Consider the following 17,486-nt stretch of genomic DNA (forward strand, 5'->3'; position numbering starts at 1 on the left):
GGGTTCGGTTCACCGGTCAGTACGCGGAGTACGGTTTGACCGGATTGGGTGGGAATGGCACCGGCAGCCGCTGCTGGTCGAAGAAGTAGCGCAGGTAGATCGTGCCAAGGTTGGGCGCGTAATCGCGTGAACGGTCGAGCTTGAAGCGCGTGCCGATGACCCAGTGCGAGGTGAGCCGGTATTCCAGCGCGGCGGCGACGGTGTAGCTGAAGCCGCCGCCGGTGCCGGTGCCGAAATACGGCGAGCCCAGGTCCGCCGCCGCCATGCGCGCCATCGCCTGCGCCTGCAGGTCGGCACGCGTGGGGAAGTACGGCGCCTCGTCCTCGCGTGTCCAGGAGTTGCCCAAGGACGCTTCCAGTTCCCACGACCAGCGCCGGTAGCGGCCGGTCCAGTCCAGCGGAATGGACACCGACACGTACTTGCCCGGGCTGTAGTAGCCGCCGTTGCCGAAGGTGTAGAAGTGCTGGTTGTTCGCGTAATGCCAGTAGTTGAGCACCAGGCCGCTGGAAAAGCGCTGGTCGGTGCCGACGTACACCGGCCAGTCGATGCCGGTGCGCACCTTGAACTCGCGGTTGGTGCGGGTGTTCTCGCCGGTGAGCACGCCATAACCCAGCGAGGCGAACAGCGTGGTGATTCCCACGTCCTTCGCGCCGCGCACGGTGACGCCGCTGCGCACCACGCCGCCCCAGCTTTCGCCAGTCGCCGGATCGCGCGCGCCCGCGTAGGACACCAGGCTGCTGGTAATGGGACGGCGCGATGAGTCCACGGACAACGATGAATCGTAGAAGTCGTGCCGGTAGAGGAAGCCGCCGAGCACGTTGCTGACCGTGAAGCCCACCGGCGAGGCGCCGATGTCGGCACGCCACGCATTGCTCGCGCCGTTGAACTCGTAGCCTGCCGCCAGCGCCACGCCCTTGTCGGTCTGATCCACCGGCCGCAGGCCATCGTTGCCTAGCGCGGCGATCTTGCCGAACTTGTAGGCCGGGTCGAAGCGGTCGGCCGGCAAGGTGCCCGCGTCAAGCAGCACGGTGTCGGCGTGGAAAAAATAGTGCCCGACATAGCCGTCCGGAATGCGCAGGTAGACCGGTATTTCCGTGGCGTCCAGCCGCGACATGCCGCTGCTGCCCGATTCGTTGGACTGGATCACCGCCGTGGCCACCTGTCCCTGCCGACGATCGTCCAAGCCCTGCAAGGCGCGCTGCGCCGAGGTAAGGCCATCGACGGGACTTGGCGTTTCGCCCTCGCCCTGCTCCTGCGTCAGCGCGCTGCGGTAGAGCTGCGCGGCATCGTTGTAATGCCCCTGCGATTGCGCCACGCGACCGGCCTGCAGGGTGACGTCGGAACGGTCCGGATACTGCTGACGCAACGGATCGACCACATCCCGCGCTTGCGTATTGCGGCCGATGGCGGTGTAGCGACGCGCGATGGCCAGGCGCGTATCCACGTCGTCGGGCGGGGTATCGGCCAAGACCTGATCGATGATGTCCTGCGCGGCCTGGCGATGCCCCATGCGCTCTTCCATCCGCGCGATGGTGAGCCGCGCATCCGCATCGCCGGGATGATCGACCAGCACTTCGCGCGCCGATGCCTCGGCGCCGCGATAGTCACGTTGCGCCTCGCGCAGGTCCGCTTGCGCCAGCAGCCAGCGTTTGTCCTTTTTTCCCGACGCGGGCACCGCATCCAGCGTGCGTTCGGCGCCGGCCAGATCGCCGGCATCGATCTGACGCCCGGCGGTGCGCAGCGACAGGCGCAGCCGCTGATCGTCGAACTGCGCCTGCTGTTCGGCCGTGACACCGGGACGCGCGCGCGCGTCGGCGATCCAACTGGGCAGTTCATCGTCGCGATTCGCCGAGGCCAGCAGCTCGCCGTAACGCAGGCGCACGCCCATGGCCGGATCGTCCGGATGCGCATCGAGCCAGTCGCGCACCCGCTTCAGGCCCTTGTCGGGCTCGCCCAGCGCGATCCATTCGCGCCCCACGCTGGCCAGCATCTGCGGATCGTCGCGCACGTCGAGCGCGATGCGATCCAGCAGCGCACCGGCTTCCTGCCGACGCCCCTGCGCCAGCAGTTGTTGCGCTTCGCGCAGGTCGCGCTGCGCCTTGAGGTTGGCTGCGAGTTCGCGCATGCCCTGCGTGCGCTGGCTTTCCGACACCTGCGCCAGCACGCTGCTGGCCGCGTCGATGTCGTCCAGCGAGTTGAGATAGAGCGCGGTGGCGTAGCGCATGTCCGGCGAGGCCGAATCGCGCAGGCCGTCCTGCATCACTGCGCGCCCGAGCTTGGGCAGGCCCAGGCCGCGATACTGGCGCGCCAGCGTGTAGCGCAACCAGGCGTCCTGCGGCGTGAGGATCACCGCGTCTTCCAGCCGAAGCACCGCCGCGCCGCTCTTGCCTTCCGCGATCAGCTGGTCCGCTTCGATGGACAGCAGTTGCGCGCGCAGTTTCACCAAGGCATCGCCGGAGCCCTTGGTTTGCTGCTCGGCCTGCGCGATCAACGGCGTCAGCTCGTCGGTGCGATGCGTGGCGATCAACAGCTTGGCGAGCATCTCCAGCGCGTCGATGTCCGGTGGCTTCGCCTGAACCATGGGACGCAGGATGGCCTCGGCTTCCGGCCACTTGCTCTGCGCCATCAGCGAGGCGGCCAGCACTTTCCTGGCGTCGGCCTGATTCGGCTGCTGGCGCAGCGCGTCGCGCGCCAGTGCTTCGCCTTGCTGCGGCTGCCCCTGGTCATTGGCTGCGCGTGCCTTCGCCAGCGTGCCCCAGAATCTGGCTGTTGCCATCAGGCTGCGCCATTTGCCGGCGTTGTCGGGATCGAGTTTCAGCGCGCGCGCGAACAGCGCATACGCCTCGTCGTGATGGCCCTCGCGCAGCTTCGCCAGGCCTTGCTCGCCCAGCGCGGCGCCCTGCCGCGCGGTAGGCGATGGCGCCGACGATGAACCGGAAGGCGACGATGCGCTCGCCGCCGCGCCCTTGGGCGGCGGCACGTAGCTGGCGCCGCCCTTCTTCGCCAGCGCGGCGAGCGCGGCCTTGGCGCTGGCGTCGTCGGGCGCTTCCTTGAGGTAGCGCTGATACCACACGTAGTACGCCGGATCGTCGGCGCCCGCGCTGTTGAGCGCGCGCCGCCACAGCTCCAGCGCTTGCGGTCTGTTGGCATCCGGCCGCTGGTAGATGCGATAGATGATGTCCAGGCCTTCCAGGCGCGTATTTCCGCGGTCGGTGAGCATGTCGGCCAGAACCAGCGCGAGGCCAAGATCGTCGGGGTTCTGGCGCACGCGCTCGCGCAGTTCGTTCAAGGCGCGGTCGCGTTGGCCCGCGGAAGCCATCGCGCGGTAGTAATCCGCGGCGTAGGCACCGCCGGGCGCGCCTCGCGGAAACAGCGCCTGCATCTTGCGCCACGCTTCGTCGGCCTTGCCGGTGCGCGCATCCAGGCGCGCCTCGGCCAGCGCCGTCTTGTCGCGCGTGGCGAGCCGGTACTGGTCCGCCAGCGCCAGAGTGGCGGGATGATCGGGATAGCGCTGCTGCAACTGCTCCAGGATCTTGCCCGCCTCGGTGGGACGGTTCGACACCAGCTCGATCTGCCCCATCAAACCCAGCGCATCGGGCTGCGAGGGATCGGCCAGCAGGGCTTTCTCCACGATGCCGCGCGCCATGTCGGGGCGATTCTTGGCCAGCCACACGCGCGCCGAATCGAGCAATTGCTTCATCTGCGGACTAGGCGCGCTGCTACCCGCCTGCGCGACAACGACGGCGGGCACCATGCCGCCGGCCATCAGCAGCACGATGGCGGGTGCGAAGAGACCGCTCAGTGCCGCGCGGGACACGTCGACATCCACGCGGGAACGACGGCACCGTCCGCATCGAAGCGATACAGGCCATCCAGATAGCCAAGGCCGAACAACGTCAGCACCTGGCTGTAGTAACCCAGGGGAGATTGTCCGGCGAGCGTGCGCGCGCGCTGCACCTGTGCCTGCGCCAGATCGTGGCGCCCCAGCGCGTCGAGATACGGCGCCACCGCCGTCGAGAAACCCGCGTTGCCCTGGTTGCTACCGATCACCGCGCCGCTCTGGGTGTCCACGCGTTCCGGTGGCGCGCCGTGCGCGGCGACGTAATCGGCCAGCGGCTTGAACACGTCCAGCATGGACGAACGCGCCGGCGCATCCGTGGCGAGCATGCCTACCCACAGATAGACGCGAATGGCGTTGTACGCGCTCTCCGCCTTGGTGGCCGGGTCGGGGCCAAAGCCCTTGCCGCGCTGGTAGAGCACCCAGTCCGGCGAATAGCCGTGTGGCGCGGTGTCGGTGACCAGCCGGGCGGAGCTGTCCAGCATGGCCTTCCATTCGGGTTGTTCCGGCAGCGCGGACGCCATGCGCCGCATCACCTGCGGCGGCACGTAGCTGGGGTTGAGCCGCCACACGTCGTCGTGCGGATGAAAGCCCATCGGGCCGGGCAGCACGGTGCGGCCAAGGCCCGGCACTACTGCGGTTTCCTGCGCCACGATGGTGCGCGCAAGCACGGTGCCCAGCGCCGTGTAGCTGCGCTCGTGCCACAGGCGGCCCGCTTCGAGCAGCGTGTAGGCGATCCAGATGTCCGCATCCGATGCGGCGTTGCTGTCGAGCACGCCCCAGGTCGCCTTGTCGCCCGCCTTCGTTTCGTGACGGCCCCACTGCCACGCCGGCAGGTGTTTGGTCAGGTCGCCTTGCGCCAGGTTGTTCTGCGTCCAGTTGAGCAGGCGGTCGAAGGTCGCGCGGTCATTGGCGATGAGGGCGAAGAACAGCGCATACGACTGTCCTTCGGACACGGTGGCCTGCTCCGGCGTGCTCGCATCGATCACGCGGCCATCCGCGCTCACGGTGTTCTGCTTGAAATGCTCCCAGTCGGGCCACGCGCACGACGCCGCCATCGCGCTACCGGAGGCGAACATCGCGGCGGCGAGCAGCAGCGCGTGCAACAGTGGCATACCGATGCGTCGCATGGCTCACCTTTCGAGTCGATGCGCGGCAAGCCGGCCGAGCGCCCAGAACACCGTCAAGGCCACGAACAGGCCCGCAAGAATGCCGGCGATGGCCATCAACGCCGGATACCTGGAGATATGCACCCACAGCCACGCGTACCACGGCAGGTGGCCCACGTAATAGGTGTTGCCCACGGTAAGGCCCACGACGATCTTCTGCCGCACCACGGTGAGATCGCCGCGTACCTCGCCGACCTTGGCGTCGTCGCCGAGCACGTCGAGCAGGTCGCCCAGGCGATCGGACGCATTGGCGGCCAAGGCCACCACGCTCCTGCCCTTGGTGTACGGCGACTGGAACGCCACGAAGGCCGCGGTGGGTCCGTTGACGCTCAGCGCGGCACGCCCCGTCGCGCCGCTGACCCGGCCGCGATCGCTCGGCTCGCGCAGGGCGAGGTCGTTTTCGCTGCGCTCGATCAGCATGGGCAGGCCCTTGCCCCACTTCGCCATCAACTCGCCGGCGGTGCCGGTGCCGATGACGAGCAGGTCGCGATTGTGCATGGCGTCCACCGCGCTGGCGGGCACCAGCGACACGCGCAGGGCCGGCAGGCCGCTCCAGCGTCCCAACTGGCCGAGCATGGCAAGCATGGTTTCGGTTTCGTGCGCGTCGGGCGTATCGGGCATCACCACGGCGGTGTCGGCAAGGTCCGCCATGCGCGTGAACGGAAAACCGCTGGTCGCGAAGAACGCCAGGTTAGGCATGGCCGTGTAATGCACGAACTGGCTGAAGTCGACGCTGGAATCCGGATCGACCGCCGCGCGTGTGCTGTCCGTTGCCGCGGCAGCGCACAGGCCGGTCTTCTGCGAATCCATGTGGAACTGGAACTGGAACTGGTTGGTGGCGCCGATGCGCAGCACGGGCACGCGGATTTCTTCCGCACCGCGCGCTTCCGATCCGGACAGCAGAGGCACGTTGAACTGGCGCTCGACGCCGGACGGGTCCGCCGGACGCAGCCGCACCGAACGCAGCAGCTGGTCGTTCACGCCGATGTTGAGTACCGAGTCGTTGTAGTTGGAAGGCGCGGTATAGCGGTAGCGCACGTTGAGCGGAACGCTGTGGCGCGCCCAGGCGAACAGGTCGGGCGGCAGGCGCATGTCCACGCGGATCGGCGGCGGATTGAAGCCGCTCGCTTCCAGCTGCGCGGGATCGGTCACCAGTTCCTTGAACGTGACGGGCCGATCCACCGGCGCCCAGTTGGGCGCGTCGTACGGGCGGCGCTCCGGCCCCAGATCCACCGACTTCACGATGGCCTGGTCGCCCGACATGCCCACCTGCCCAAGCACCAGCGCGTTGGCCGCTTCCTGCAGCTCCTTCGCATCGCGTCCCGCCAGCACCAGCAGCTTGCGGCCGGATTCCGGCGGGCTGGCGGGGTTGGCCATGACGATGACGGTGGGCCCCTTGATCTCATCGAGCTTCACGCCATCGGGCATGGCGTTGGGCAGCGCGAAGGCGATGGCGTGCGCATTGGGTGGCGGCGTCTGCACCACCGGGAAACGTGCGCCGCGCCAGCCGGCCAGCGCACCGAACCAGGACGACACCACGCCCGCCGCGCGCAAGGTGGGCAGGTCGGCATGCGCGGGCAGCACGAAGGGCACCACCAGCGTGCGGTTGTCGCGGCGGTCGAAGAACGGCGCGGGCAGCAGCGCCAGGCTGTTGGGCAGGCCGATGTGCGAGGTGGTCAGGGTCAGCGAGGTGTCGGGGCTGATGTCGGTCCACAGCGAGGAGTGGTACGGGTCTTCGCAATGGTCGAGCGTGTAGTGCGCGATCATCTGCACGCCGATGCGGTTGAAGTCGGTGAACAGGTGCGGATCCAGATCGACGTCGCGCGTAACGGTCTGCCCAGCCGCTTCCTTGTCCATCGGCAGCGTGGCGATCACTTCACCGTTGAGGAACACCTTCAGGTGCGACAGCGCATAGATCAGCGACGGCGAATAGGTATAGACCAGGTGCAGCTTCGCGCCGGTCACCACTTCGTCGTTGCGCACCGCGACGTTCAAGGTGCCGTTCGGATCCTGTCCACGCAACTTGATGGGGCCGTAAACGCCCATCTGCTTGAGCGTCAGCTCGCGTGCCACGCCGGCCGGCAAGGTGGGCGCGGCGGATTCCTGCGGCGGCGCCGTCGATGCCGCGGAGGCAGGCTGGCGTGCGACCTCGGCGGCAGCCAGCGCATGCGCGACGCACGCCACCCAGCATCCCACCAGCAGTAAACCCCATCGAACGTGGCGTAATGGCCGCATGGCATGATCCTTGGGTCGCGTCGGAACGCCATCTCCGGGCCGGCCTGCGAGGCAAACCTGTGTGCGTTCCCAACCTTTGCCCATCCAAGCCGCACGATCCGCGGAAACCGCTGGCGCAACGCTGTCGCATCACGCGCCACGGCGGCACCTCCACGTTCGCACCCCTTCTAACGAAGACTCTCCCCGCGTCCTTGCCGACACATCGTGCATCGACGGAGGCATGGCGAAGTTGATGGCTGTGCATGAAACGCACGCAAGGGCGCTTCGGATGTCAGCGCAACAAACGTCGTCGCTCGCGGGAAACGATTAAAGAAATCGGCATAAAAGGAACGTGAATAGCGCAGTCCTATGCATTTCCGGCAAAGACTGGCGCGCACGCGCGGCGCAAAGAACTGCGACGTCCGCGCGATGGACTCAGATCACGCTGGCCTTGCCGCCATCCATGGGAATGACCGCGCCCGTGACATAACTGGCCAGTGGCGAAGCGAGGAACACGGCCACATTCGCGATCTCGTGCGGCTCGGCCATGCGCCCCAGGGGAATGTCCGCCAACTGCTCGGCCAGCAGTTCGTCGGTGGAACGGCCGCTCGCCCGCGAGGCGGCGTCCAGCCCTTCCTGCACGCGTCCGGTGCGCGTGATGCCGGGATTGATCACGTTCACCCGCACGCCCCTGGCTGCATACGCATTGGCGTAGCCCACCGAGGCGAGCATCAGCGCGGCGTTCGCCGCACCGCCGCCGATATGCAGCGGGTTGGCCTGTCGTCCGCCCTGCCCGACCACGTTGACGATGCTGCCCTTGCCGCGCGCGGCCATGCGCCGGATCACCGGATCGATCATGTGCATATAGGTGAAGTACTTCGCCTGCATGGTGTCGTGCAATGCATCCGCGTGCAGCTCGGCCACCGGCGTGCGACGCGCGGCGCCGGCGCAGTTCACCAGCACGTCGATGGGCCCGAATTCGTTCTCGATGTATTCGGCCACCATCTGCGCGGCCACGCTTTCGCGCAGGTCGGCCGCGGCAACGTCCATGCGCAAGCCTTCGCGCTCAAGGTCATGCTGCGCGGCGTGCAGATGCGCCAGGTTGCGCGACACGCCGACCACCCTGGCGTCTTCGCGCGCGAAGGCCATCGCACAGGCCAGGCCGATGCCCTTGCTGGCTCCGGTGACGACCACGACATGCCCGGCCAGTCCTGTGTCCATGGAAACGTCCTTCTGCGCATCGATGCGCCATTGAATCACGCGCACCGGCGAGCCGGCGTGAGGTGATGCCTGTCACCCGCGATGGCTGATGGGCGGCCCTGCCCGCGCCCTGCCCTTGTGCCGACCATAGGCGCCGCTTTCCGGGCCCAGGCCTGTCCCGGATCTCGTTCAGCCTTATAGGCCATCAGTCATGTTGCGAATTTCGAGCTTACCCATTGACGGCTTCGATTATGGTGTTATAGTTCACTACAACACCGGTCCACGAGGTCACTAAAGGAGACCCGCCATGAAAGCGAATAACCTGCTAGCACTGACCGCCGCCGCCCTGTTCACTACGGTCGGTTTGGCCGCCATCCACTCCAACGTCAAGAGTCTCCCGGTCAGCGAGATCAACGGCGTCAAGGTCATCGACCTGGCTCCGGTGGAGGTCCGCCCCACGGCTGAAGACATGCGCGCCGCCGCCCTGCTGGCCGACGCAGGCATGTCCACCGTGACCGTCTCGCCGCTGCTGTCGCCGGTCGCCGCGTCCAAGGCGGTGCTCGGGAGCGAGCTGGCCATGCCCTACTATTCGTTTGGCAGCAACAAGTTCGGCCGCATCAGCAAGGAATAACCGTATGACCATTACCTGGAACGACAGCGTCCCGATTTATCGCCAGCTCCGCGAGCGCGTGGTGGCGATGATTCTGGACGGCGCCTTGAACGAGGGCGACCCGCTGCCGTCAGTGCGCCAGGTTGCTGCGGATTTCCAGATCAATCCGCTCACCGTATCCAAGGCGTACCAGGAACTGGTCGATGATCAACTGGTGGAAAAAAGGAGGGGGTTGGGCATGTTCGTCATCGATGGAGCCAGGGAGGCACTGCTCAAGTCCGAGCGCGAGCGCTTCCTTCGCGAAGAATGGCCCGCGCTCTACGCCAGGCTGCAGCGCCTCGGGTTGGACCTGAAGACCCTGTTGCGCGAGGCGCCGGACAGCCCGGCCGGCCCGGAAGGGAGCCAATCATGAATGCGGTGGTGAGGGCCAACGGCCTGACCAAGGCCTACAAGAATGCGCTGGCGCTGAACGACGTGAGCTTCCGCATCGAGTCCGGCCGCATCGTGGGCCTGATCGGCCCCAACGGCGCCGGCAAGACCACCGCGCTGAAGGCCATCCTGGGCCTCACGGATTTCAAGGGCGAGCTGAACGTGCTGGGCCTGGACCCGCGCAGCCAGCGCGACAAGCTGATGGAACAGGTGTGCTTCATCGCCGACGTGGCGGTGCTGCCGCGCTGGATCCGGGTGCGCGAGGCCATCGATTTCGTGGCCAACGTGCATCCGCGCTTCAACCGCGCCAAGTGCGAGGCCTTCCTGGCCCGCACCAAGCTCACGCCCAACCAGCGCGTGAAGCAGATGTCCAAGGGCATGATCGTGCAACTGCACCTGGCCCTGGTCATGGCCATCGACGCGCGCCTGCTGGTGCTGGACGAGCCCACGCTGGGCCTGGACATCCTCTATCGCAAGCAGTTCTACCAGAGCCTGCTGGAGGATTACTTCGACGAGAACAAGACGATCATCGTCACCACGCACCAGGTGGAGGAGATCGAGCACATCCTTACCGACCTGATGTTCATCCGCGACGGCAAGATCGTGCTGGACACCGACATGGATACCGTGGGCGAACGATTCGCCGAGGTGATGGTGAGCGCCGACAAGGCCGCCGCCGCGCGCAGCATGAAGCCGCTGGATGAGCGGCAGGTGTTCGGCAAGAGCATCTTCCTGTTCGACGGCGCCGACCGCGCCACGCTGGAAAGCATGGGCGAAGTGCGCCGTCCGACCGTCAGCGACCTGTTCGTCGCCACCATGAAGGGAACCTACGCATGAAAACCTTCTACTGGCTGCTCAAGCGCGAATTCTGGGAACACCGCGGCGGCTTCCTGTGGGCGCCGGTGATCACCGGCGGCATCTACCTGCTGTTCTTCCTGATCGGGCTGGTCTGGGCGCTCGGCATGGCCCGCCACGGGTTTTCGATGGACGGCAACGAGATGGGCGACATGTTCGCCCAGGCCGCGGCCGGGCACTCGCAGCACGTGGGCGAGGTGCTCGACGGGTTCATCGCCTTCTCCGTGATGCTGGTGTTGATCGTGTGCGGCTTCGTGGTGCTGTTCTACTGCCTTGGCGCCCTGTACGACGACCGCCGCGACCGCAGCGTGCTGTTCTGGAAATCCCTGCCGCTGTCCAATGCCAGCACGGTGCTGTCCAAAGTGGTGTCCGCCGGCGTCATCGCGCCTGTCATCGCGCTGGTGGTGGGGCTGCTCACCGCGCTGGTGCAGCTGGTGATCCTGCTGATCGCGATGGCCATCCATGGCGTCAACCCGTGGCAAGTGCTGATGCAGACGCATCTGCTGCGCATGACCGTCACCGCGGTGAGCCTGATCCCGCTGTCGGCATTGTGGGCGCTGCCTTCCATCGGCTGGCTGTTGCTGTGCTCGGCCTGGGCGCGATCCAAGCCCTTCCTGTGGGCCATCCTGATCCCGGCGATCGCCAACGTGCTGGTGTGGTGGTTCAGCGTGGTCGGACTGTTCAGCACGCACTTCGCCGCCGGCTGGTCCCGTGTGCTGGCGCGACTGCTGGGCAGCGTGTTCCCCAACTCCTTCCTGTACTGGGGCGAGCCGGACCTGCACTTCGACGCGATGACCAACGGCGGCAGGCTGGCCGACAGCTCGCAGCTGATCGGCAACGCCTACCACCTGCTCGCCTCGCCCAGCCTGTGGATCGGCGTACTGGGCGGCACCGTGCTGGTCGCTGGCGCCGTGTGGCTACGCCGGGTCCGCGACGACAGCTGATGCGCCGACGCATTCATAAGGGGAGATACGCCATGAAGACCAACGCCATCACCGCCAGCATCCTGGCACTGACCCTGCTGCTGCCGCTGACCGCATGCAGCAACCAGTCGGACCAGGACAACCACGCCAGCAGCGACCTGACGCAGGCGGCCAAGGAAGTGCAGAAGCAGACCTCGCCGTCGGTCATCGGCGCGCAAATCCAGAAGGGCATCGCCCAGGCCAAGCAGGAGCTGCTGACCCAGGACATCGATGTGCGGGGCGTCACCTACAACCGCGCCAGCAAGCCCGTGCACGATGAGAACGACAGTCGCCCGAAGGCGGTGATCACGCCGCAGGGCGACTTCGTGGTGGCTGGCAAGACGGTCGAGGCTACGCCCGAGCAGCACGCCCTGCTGCTGGATTACCGCCAGCAGATCGTCGGCATCGCCGAGGCCGGCATGGACATCGGCGCGAGCAGCGCCGACATGGGCGTCGACATGGCCAGGACGGCGATTGTCGGCGCGCTCACCGGCAAGAGCGACAAGGACATCGAAGCCAGCATCAAGCCGCAGACCGACAAGATCGAGGCGGCGGCCATGCAGCTGTGCAAGCGCATGCCCGCCCTGCTCGCCTCGCAGCAGAAGCTGGCCGCCGGCATGCCCGCGTTCCAGCCCTACGCGACGATGACGCAGAAGGACGTTGATGACTGCGCCAGGAGCAAGGACGAGAACGGCAAGCCCGGCGTCGCGGTGTTCTCGAACTGATCCGATCCACCGGGCGATGCAGGGACGCTTGCTGTAGTCGCGAAAACAAGCCGGCCGCCCGTCTCTCCGCATGGAAGCGGAAGGCGGGCGGACAGGCTTGCCAAGCGGCTTTGCCATGACCATAGGAACAGGCGGGACACGCTCGGGCGTGGCTACAATCGGAGCGTCACCGGCGAAGCCGCTTCCGCCGCGCCCCTACCGCCCAGGACCACCGCCATGTCTTTCCGCTACATCCCCTGCGTACTTGCCTTGGCCACGTTGACCGCCGCGTGCAGCGGGTCGGGCGACGATCTTCAGGTCTTTGGCGGCAACACCGACATCATCAACCACCGCATCTCGATGCATGACGGCGTCATCACCGTCCGGGCGCCCGGCGTGCCCAACGCCACGGTGGATCCGCAGGGACAGTTCGCCATCGACGGCCAGAACGTCACCGTGAACGATGCGCAACGCGCGCTGCTGCAGCGCTACAGCGCCGCCGGCAGGAAGATGCACGACGACGCCGTCGCCACCGGCAAGGCCGGCGCGGACACGGCGACCAAGGCGCTCAGCATGGCGGCGGGCAAGATGACCGGCGCCGAGAGCACCGAGGAAAGCCGCCAGAAGATGGATGCCGCCGCGCAGGACGTGCAACAGGCCGCCGCGAAGATCTGCGACGACCTGGCCGAGATGAAATCCGCGCAGGACGAACTGGCCGTCCAGCTGGACGCCTTCAAGCCCTACGGCCAGGCGGTGACCCAGCAAGGCATCGACAAGTGCCGCAGCAGCGGCAAGCACTGACGGCGCAGCCACGCCCGCCGCAGGGCGCGAAGAGGCGGCTCAACCGCCGCCACCGCCCCCGCCGTGAATGCCGCCGCGCGTCAGCGTCATCGGATCGAGCAGCTTCTGCAGCTCGCTCTTCGACAGGCCGGTGGTTTCCAGCGCCACGTCCATGATCGGGCGCTTCTCCTTGTAGGCCTGCTTGGCCGTCGCCGCGCCCTTCTCGTAGCCGATCACCGGGTTCAGCGCGGTGACCAGGATCGGGTTCTTGTCCAGCGCCTCCTTGACGCGCGCCGTGTTCACCTTGAATCCGGCGATGGCCTTGTCCGCCAGCAACACGCTGACATTGGACAGGATGCCGATCGACTGCAGCAGGTTGTGCGCGATCAACGGCAGCATCACGTTGAGCTGGAAATTGCCGGACTGGCCGGCGATGGTGATGGCGGCATCGTTGCCGATCACCTGCGCGGCGACCATGGCAGTGGCCTCGGGAATCACCGGATTGACCTTGCCCGGCATGATCGACGAGCCCGGCTGCAAGGCCGGCAGTTCGATCTCGCCCAGGCCGGCGAGCGGCCCGGAGTTCATCCAGCGCAGGTCGTTGGCGATCTTCATCAAGGCCACGGCAAGCGCCTTGAGCTGGCCTGACAGTTCCACCGCCGCGTCCTGCCCGGCCATGCCTTCGAAAAAGTTCTCCGCCGAGTCGAAACGCACGCCCGTCAGCTTCTTCAGTTCACGCGCCACCGCCGCGCCAAACTTGGGATCGGCATTGATGCCGGTGCCCACCGCCGTGCCGCCCAAGGGCAGGCGGCGCATGCGCTTCAGGCTGTCCTCGATGCGCTCGATGGCGGAACCGATCTGCGCGGCCCAGCCGGAAAGCTCCTGGCCGAAAGTGACCGGCATCGCATCCATCAGATGCGTGCGGCCGGTCTTGGGCACGTTGCGCAGCTCCCGCGCCCGGCGCTCGATGGCTCGTTTCAGATGCTTGAGCGCCGGCAGCAGCTGCTCGCTGGCAGTGAGCGTGGCGCTGACGTGGATGGCCGTGGGGATCACGTCGTTGGAACTCTGTCCATAATTGACGTGATCGTTCGGGTGCACCTTGCCGCCGCCACGGCTGGCCAAGTGGGCGATCACCTCGTTGGCATTCATGTTGGTGCTGGTGCCCGAACCGGTCTGGAACACGTCGATGGGGAACTGGTCGTCGTACTCGCCCTCGGCCACTGCCAACGCCGCCTTGCGGATCGCGTGCGCCTGGTTCTTCTTCAAATGCCCCAGCAGGACATTGGCATCCGCCGCGGCCGCCTTGATCAGGCCCAGCGCGCGGATGAAGTCGCGCGGCATATGCATGCCCGAGATGGGGAAGTTGTCGACGGCGCGCTGCGTCTGGGCGCCATAGAGGGCTTTGGACGGCACTTTGAGTTCACCCATGCTGTCGTGTTCGATGCGGAACGGGCTCATGTCCTTGCGATTCCTCGAGTGGGATGTCGGGATACTAGGTCGGGGCGCGTTAGTGCGCCGCCAAGGGGGCGATGCGCCATTACTCCCTCTCCGCTTTGCCCTTTGCTCCCTCTCCCCGCTGGGGAGAGGGTTGGGGTGAGGGGCCAATCTAGCCTCACCGCTTGTGTCGTCGACCGACGCCGGGAGAGCAATCAAAGAGATAACAGCATCAATGAAACCGTGAGGCGAGCACCCGCCCCTCACCCCAGCCCTCTCCCCAAAGGGGAGAGGGAGCAAGAGCCCTCAGCGCCGCCAACCACCCACAAATCCGCCCTCCCCGCCCCTGTTGTAAAATCCCCCCTTTCCCGTCTCCGGAACGCCCCTCCATGTCCTCCCATGCCCTGACCGCCCTGTCGCCGCTGGACGGCCGTTACGCCAGCAAGGTCGAAACGCTGCGCCCGATCTTCAGCGAGTTCGGACTCATGCACCGCCGCGTGCACGTGGAAATCGAATGGCTGCTGGCGCTGGCCGCGGACAAGGGCATCGTCGAGCTGCCGGCGTTCAGCGCCGACCAGGTGGCGAAGCTCAAGGGCATCTCGGCGGACTTCAGCGTGGACGACGGTGCGCGCATCAAGACCATCGAGGCCACCACCAATCACGACGTGAAAGCGGTGGAGTACTTCATCAAGGAACGCATCGGCAACGACGCGTCCCTCGCGCAGGCGAAGGAATTCGTGCATTTCGCCTGCACCAGCGAAGACATCAACAACCTCTCCTACGCGCTTATGCTGCGCGACGCGCGCGACCAGGTGCTGCTGCCGGCCTTCGACGGCATCATCGCCAAGTTGCGCGAGCTCGCCCACACCAACGCCGGCCTGCCGATGCTTTCGCGCACGCACGGCCAGACCGCGTCGCCCAGCACGCTGGGCAAGGAACTGGCCAACGTGGTGGCGCGCCTGGAGCGCCAGCGCAAGCAGCTGGCCGCGGTGGAAATCCCGGGCAAGATCAATGGCGCAGTGGGCAACTACAACGCGCATGCCATCACCTATCCGGAACTGGACTGGCGCGGTTTCTCCCAGCGCTTCGTGGAAAGCCTGGGGCTGGACTACAACCCGTACACCACGCAGATCGAGCCGCATGACGGCGTGGCCGAGTACTGCGACGTCGTGCGTCGTGCCAATATCATCCTGATCGACCTGGCGCGCGACATCTGGGGCTACATCTCGCTGGGCTACTTCAAGCAGGCGCTGAAGGCCGGCGAAGTCGGCTCCTCGACCATGCCGCACAAGGTCAACCCGATCGATTTCGAAAACGCCGAAGGCAATTTCGGCCTCGCCAACGCCCTGCTCGGCCACTTCGCCGAGAAGCTGCCGATCAGCCGCTGGCAGCGCGACCTGACCGACTCCACCGTGCTGCGCGCGCTGGGCACGGCGTTCGGTCACACCCTGGTGGCGCTGGAATCGCTGAAGAAGGGCCTGGGCAAGCTCACGGTGAACGCCGACCGCCTCGCCGACGACCTGGACCACAGCTGGGAAGTGCTGGCCGAAGCCGTGCAGACGGTGATGCGCCGCTACGGCCTGCCGGAGCCGTACGAGCAGCTCAAGGCGCTCACGCGCGGCCAGGGCATCACCAAGGATTCCATGCGCGCCTTCATCACCGGCCTGGATCTGCCGGCCGATGCCAAGCAGCGCCTGCTCGAGCTGACGCCGGGCGGTTACATCGGCCTCGCCGAACCGCTGGCCAAGGACATCTGAGCCTCTCGGTGTAACAAGCAGGACGACGATGGCGTCACCGGCACCGGCGAAGTCATCAAAGGCTGCCTGGCTGCTGTCGAAAGGCAATGCAGGAACGATGTGCCGAACACGCAGTACCAGGCGATGCTCTGTTGCTGATAGACGAAACCCGGCCTGATGACCGGGCTCGTCGTTCAACGGTGTGCGTGGATCACGCCGCCTTCAACAGCCCTTCCGCCTTCAGCGCCGCCTGCACGCTCGGCCGCGCCGCCACGCGCGCCTGGAATGCCTGGATCGCCGGGAGATCCGACAGGTCGAAGTTCACGTGCTGCGCCCAGTTGGTGACGGTGAAGAGGTAGGCATCCGCGGCCGTGAAGTGCTCGCCGACCAGCCACTCGTGCTTGGCCAGGTGCTGGTCGAGCAAGGCATAGCGCTTGTGCAGATAGGCCTTGCGCTCTTCGCGCACCGTATCCGGCGTTTCCGCCCTGAACAGCGGCGAGTAGGTCTTGTGCAGCTCGGAGTTGATGTAGCCCAGCACCTCCTGCAGGCGATAGCGCGCCGTGGTGCCGTTGGCGGGGGCGAGCCCGCTTTCGGGCTTCAGATCGGCCAGGTACTGCACGATGGTGGGGCCTTCCGTCAGCAGTTCGCCGTTGTCCAGCTTCAGCGCCGGCACGTAGCCCTTGGGGTTGATCTGCCAGTAGTCCTCGCCATCGGCGGTGCGCTTGGCCTTGGTGTCGACCTTCTCCAGTTCCACCGGAATGCCCGCTTCCAGGGCGACGATGTGCGGCGACAGCGAGCAGGCACCCGCGGCGTAATAGAGCTTCATGATGGTTCTCTCCATGAGGGACGGGGTCGGCGCGACCCGGGCTCGCGCAGGGCACCGATGATAGGCCACCATGGTTACTGCTGGATACCACCTAACCGCACGTAACCCCTAAAATGCGGTAACCGCCGGGATACCGGAATCGCATCACAGGATCGCCGCCATGGGCCTGCCCCTGCGCAAAAGCAAAGTCGCCCCGCTGCCCGGCTGCCCGCTCAGCGAAGTACTCGGCTTGCTGCGCGGCGCCTGGGCGCCCAACGTGATCTGGCAACTGAGCGGCGAGCCGCGCCGCTTCGGCGAACTGCGCCACGACATACCGCGCATTTCGGCACGCGTGCTGAGTGCGCGGCTGCGCGAGCTGGAATCGCGCGGGCTGGTGACGCGCCGCGTGCTCGATACCTCGCCGCCCTCGGCCGAATACTCGCTGACGCCGCTGGGGCGCGAGTTGTTGCCGGCGATTGATGCGTTGGCGGGCGTGGGGAGGAAGTTGCTGGAGGAGTGGGAGGCGAGTCGGCGCAGCAGTGGGCGGTGAGTGGATGCGCGAGGGCTGCACTTGCTCAAGAACCGGCCATTGGCAAAACGATGCCCCGGCGTGCACTGGGACGATGCCTTGATTGAACGATAAGGCGAGCACCCAACCTTTACCCCTCGGGGCTCACCCCAACCCTCTCCTCGCTCCTCAAAGCCGCAGCCATCCATGGCTGCTCCCCGCGTGCCCCTCCGGGGAGAGGG

At 66.6% G+C, this 17,486-nt stretch carries 14 protein-coding genes; 8 read left to right on the plus strand and 6 right to left on the minus strand.

All coding sequences use genetic code 11. From position 1 onward, the window contains the following. Positions 1-16: 16 nt before the first annotated feature. The 4 genes from BDW41_RS05120 to BDW41_RS05135 all read right to left on the minus strand — a co-directional run bounded on the left by BDW41_RS05120 (position 17) and on the right by BDW41_RS05135 (position 8,442). Positions 17-3,817, minus strand: a complete 3,801-nt coding sequence (locus BDW41_RS05120; RefSeq protein WP_074551064.1) for a cellulose synthase subunit BcsC-related outer membrane protein — start codon at positions 3,815-3,817, stop codon at positions 17-19. Further along, on the minus strand, positions 3,799-4,968 hold the full coding sequence (bcsZ, locus tag BDW41_RS05125; RefSeq protein WP_074551062.1) for a cellulose synthase complex periplasmic endoglucanase BcsZ: 1,170 nt from the start codon (positions 4,966-4,968) through the stop codon (positions 3,799-3,801). Before bcsZ ends, BDW41_RS05120 begins: the two co-directional genes overlap by 19 nt. 3 nt (positions 4,969-4,971) lie before the next feature. Continuing rightward, a complete protein-coding gene (gene bcsB / locus BDW41_RS05130) occupies positions 4,972-7,242 on the minus strand; it encodes a cellulose biosynthesis cyclic di-GMP-binding regulatory protein BcsB (RefSeq protein ID WP_074551060.1) in 2,271 nt (756 codons plus the stop codon). 414 nt (positions 7,243-7,656) lie between these two features. Then, positions 7,657-8,442 (minus strand): SDR family oxidoreductase, encoded by a 786-nt coding sequence (locus tag BDW41_RS05135; protein WP_074551105.1) that lies wholly within the window; start codon positions 8,440-8,442, stop codon positions 7,657-7,659. Between the two features lie 286 nt (positions 8,443-8,728). Between BDW41_RS05135 and BDW41_RS05140 the strand changes: the two genes are divergently transcribed. The 6 genes from BDW41_RS05140 to BDW41_RS05165 all read left to right on the plus strand — a co-directional run bounded on the left by BDW41_RS05140 (position 8,729) and on the right by BDW41_RS05165 (position 12,782). Then, entirely contained in the window at positions 8,729-9,052 is a 324-nt protein-coding gene (locus BDW41_RS05140) for a hypothetical protein (RefSeq protein WP_074551058.1), read from the plus strand. Positions 9,053-9,056: 4 nt separating this feature from the next. Next, complete coding sequence (locus BDW41_RS05145) at positions 9,057-9,443, plus strand: GntR family transcriptional regulator (protein WP_074551056.1); 387 nt, start codon at positions 9,057-9,059, stop codon at positions 9,441-9,443. Beyond that, positions 9,440-10,297 (plus strand): ABC transporter ATP-binding protein, encoded by an 858-nt coding sequence (locus tag BDW41_RS05150; RefSeq protein ID WP_074551054.1) that lies wholly within the window; start codon positions 9,440-9,442, stop codon positions 10,295-10,297. Before BDW41_RS05145 ends, BDW41_RS05150 begins: the two co-directional genes overlap by 4 nt. Continuing rightward, positions 10,294-11,259 (plus strand): hypothetical protein, encoded by a 966-nt coding sequence (locus BDW41_RS05155; RefSeq protein ID WP_074551052.1) that lies wholly within the window; start codon positions 10,294-10,296, stop codon positions 11,257-11,259. The genes BDW41_RS05150 and BDW41_RS05155 overlap by 4 nt, the downstream gene beginning before the upstream one ends. Positions 11,260-11,291: 32 nt before the next feature. Continuing rightward, positions 11,292-12,002 carry a hypothetical protein gene (locus BDW41_RS05160; RefSeq protein WP_074551050.1) on the plus strand — a complete coding sequence of 237 codons (711 nt, stop codon included), beginning with the start codon at positions 11,292-11,294 and terminating at the stop codon, positions 12,000-12,002. Positions 12,003-12,218: 216 nt separating this feature from the next. Further along, a complete protein-coding gene (locus BDW41_RS05165) occupies positions 12,219-12,782 on the plus strand; it encodes a DUF2884 family protein (protein ID WP_074551048.1) in 564 nt (187 codons plus the stop codon). Positions 12,783-12,821: 39 nt separating this feature from the next. Here BDW41_RS05165 and BDW41_RS05170 read toward each other — a convergent pair whose 3' ends face one another. Beyond that, positions 12,822-14,219 carry a class II fumarate hydratase gene (locus tag BDW41_RS05170; RefSeq protein ID WP_074551046.1) on the minus strand — a complete coding sequence of 466 codons (1,398 nt, stop codon included), beginning with the start codon at positions 14,217-14,219 and terminating at the stop codon, positions 12,822-12,824. A 365-nt stretch (positions 14,220-14,584) separates the two neighbouring features. Here BDW41_RS05170 and purB point away from each other — a divergent pair, with 365 nt between their 5' ends. Further along, entirely contained in the window at positions 14,585-15,952 is a 1,368-nt protein-coding gene (gene purB, locus BDW41_RS05175; RefSeq protein WP_074551044.1) for an adenylosuccinate lyase, read from the plus strand. A 190-nt stretch (positions 15,953-16,142) separates the two neighbouring features. Here the strand turns inward: purB and gstA are convergent, their stop codons facing one another. Further along, positions 16,143-16,757: a glutathione transferase GstA gene (gene gstA, locus BDW41_RS05180; RefSeq protein ID WP_074551042.1), complete on the minus strand. Its 615-nt coding sequence runs from the start codon at positions 16,755-16,757 to the stop codon at positions 16,143-16,145. A gap of 160 nt (positions 16,758-16,917) precedes the next feature. Between gstA and BDW41_RS05185 the strand changes: the two genes are divergently transcribed. After that, a complete protein-coding gene (locus BDW41_RS05185) occupies positions 16,918-17,286 on the plus strand; it encodes a helix-turn-helix domain-containing protein (protein ID WP_074551040.1) in 369 nt (122 codons plus the stop codon). Positions 17,287-17,486: the final 200 nt, after the last annotated feature.

The organism is Dyella sp. AtDHG13 (assembly GCF_003201105.1).
Classification (GTDB): domain Bacteria; phylum Pseudomonadota; class Gammaproteobacteria; order Xanthomonadales; family Rhodanobacteraceae; genus Dyella; species Dyella jiangningensis_B.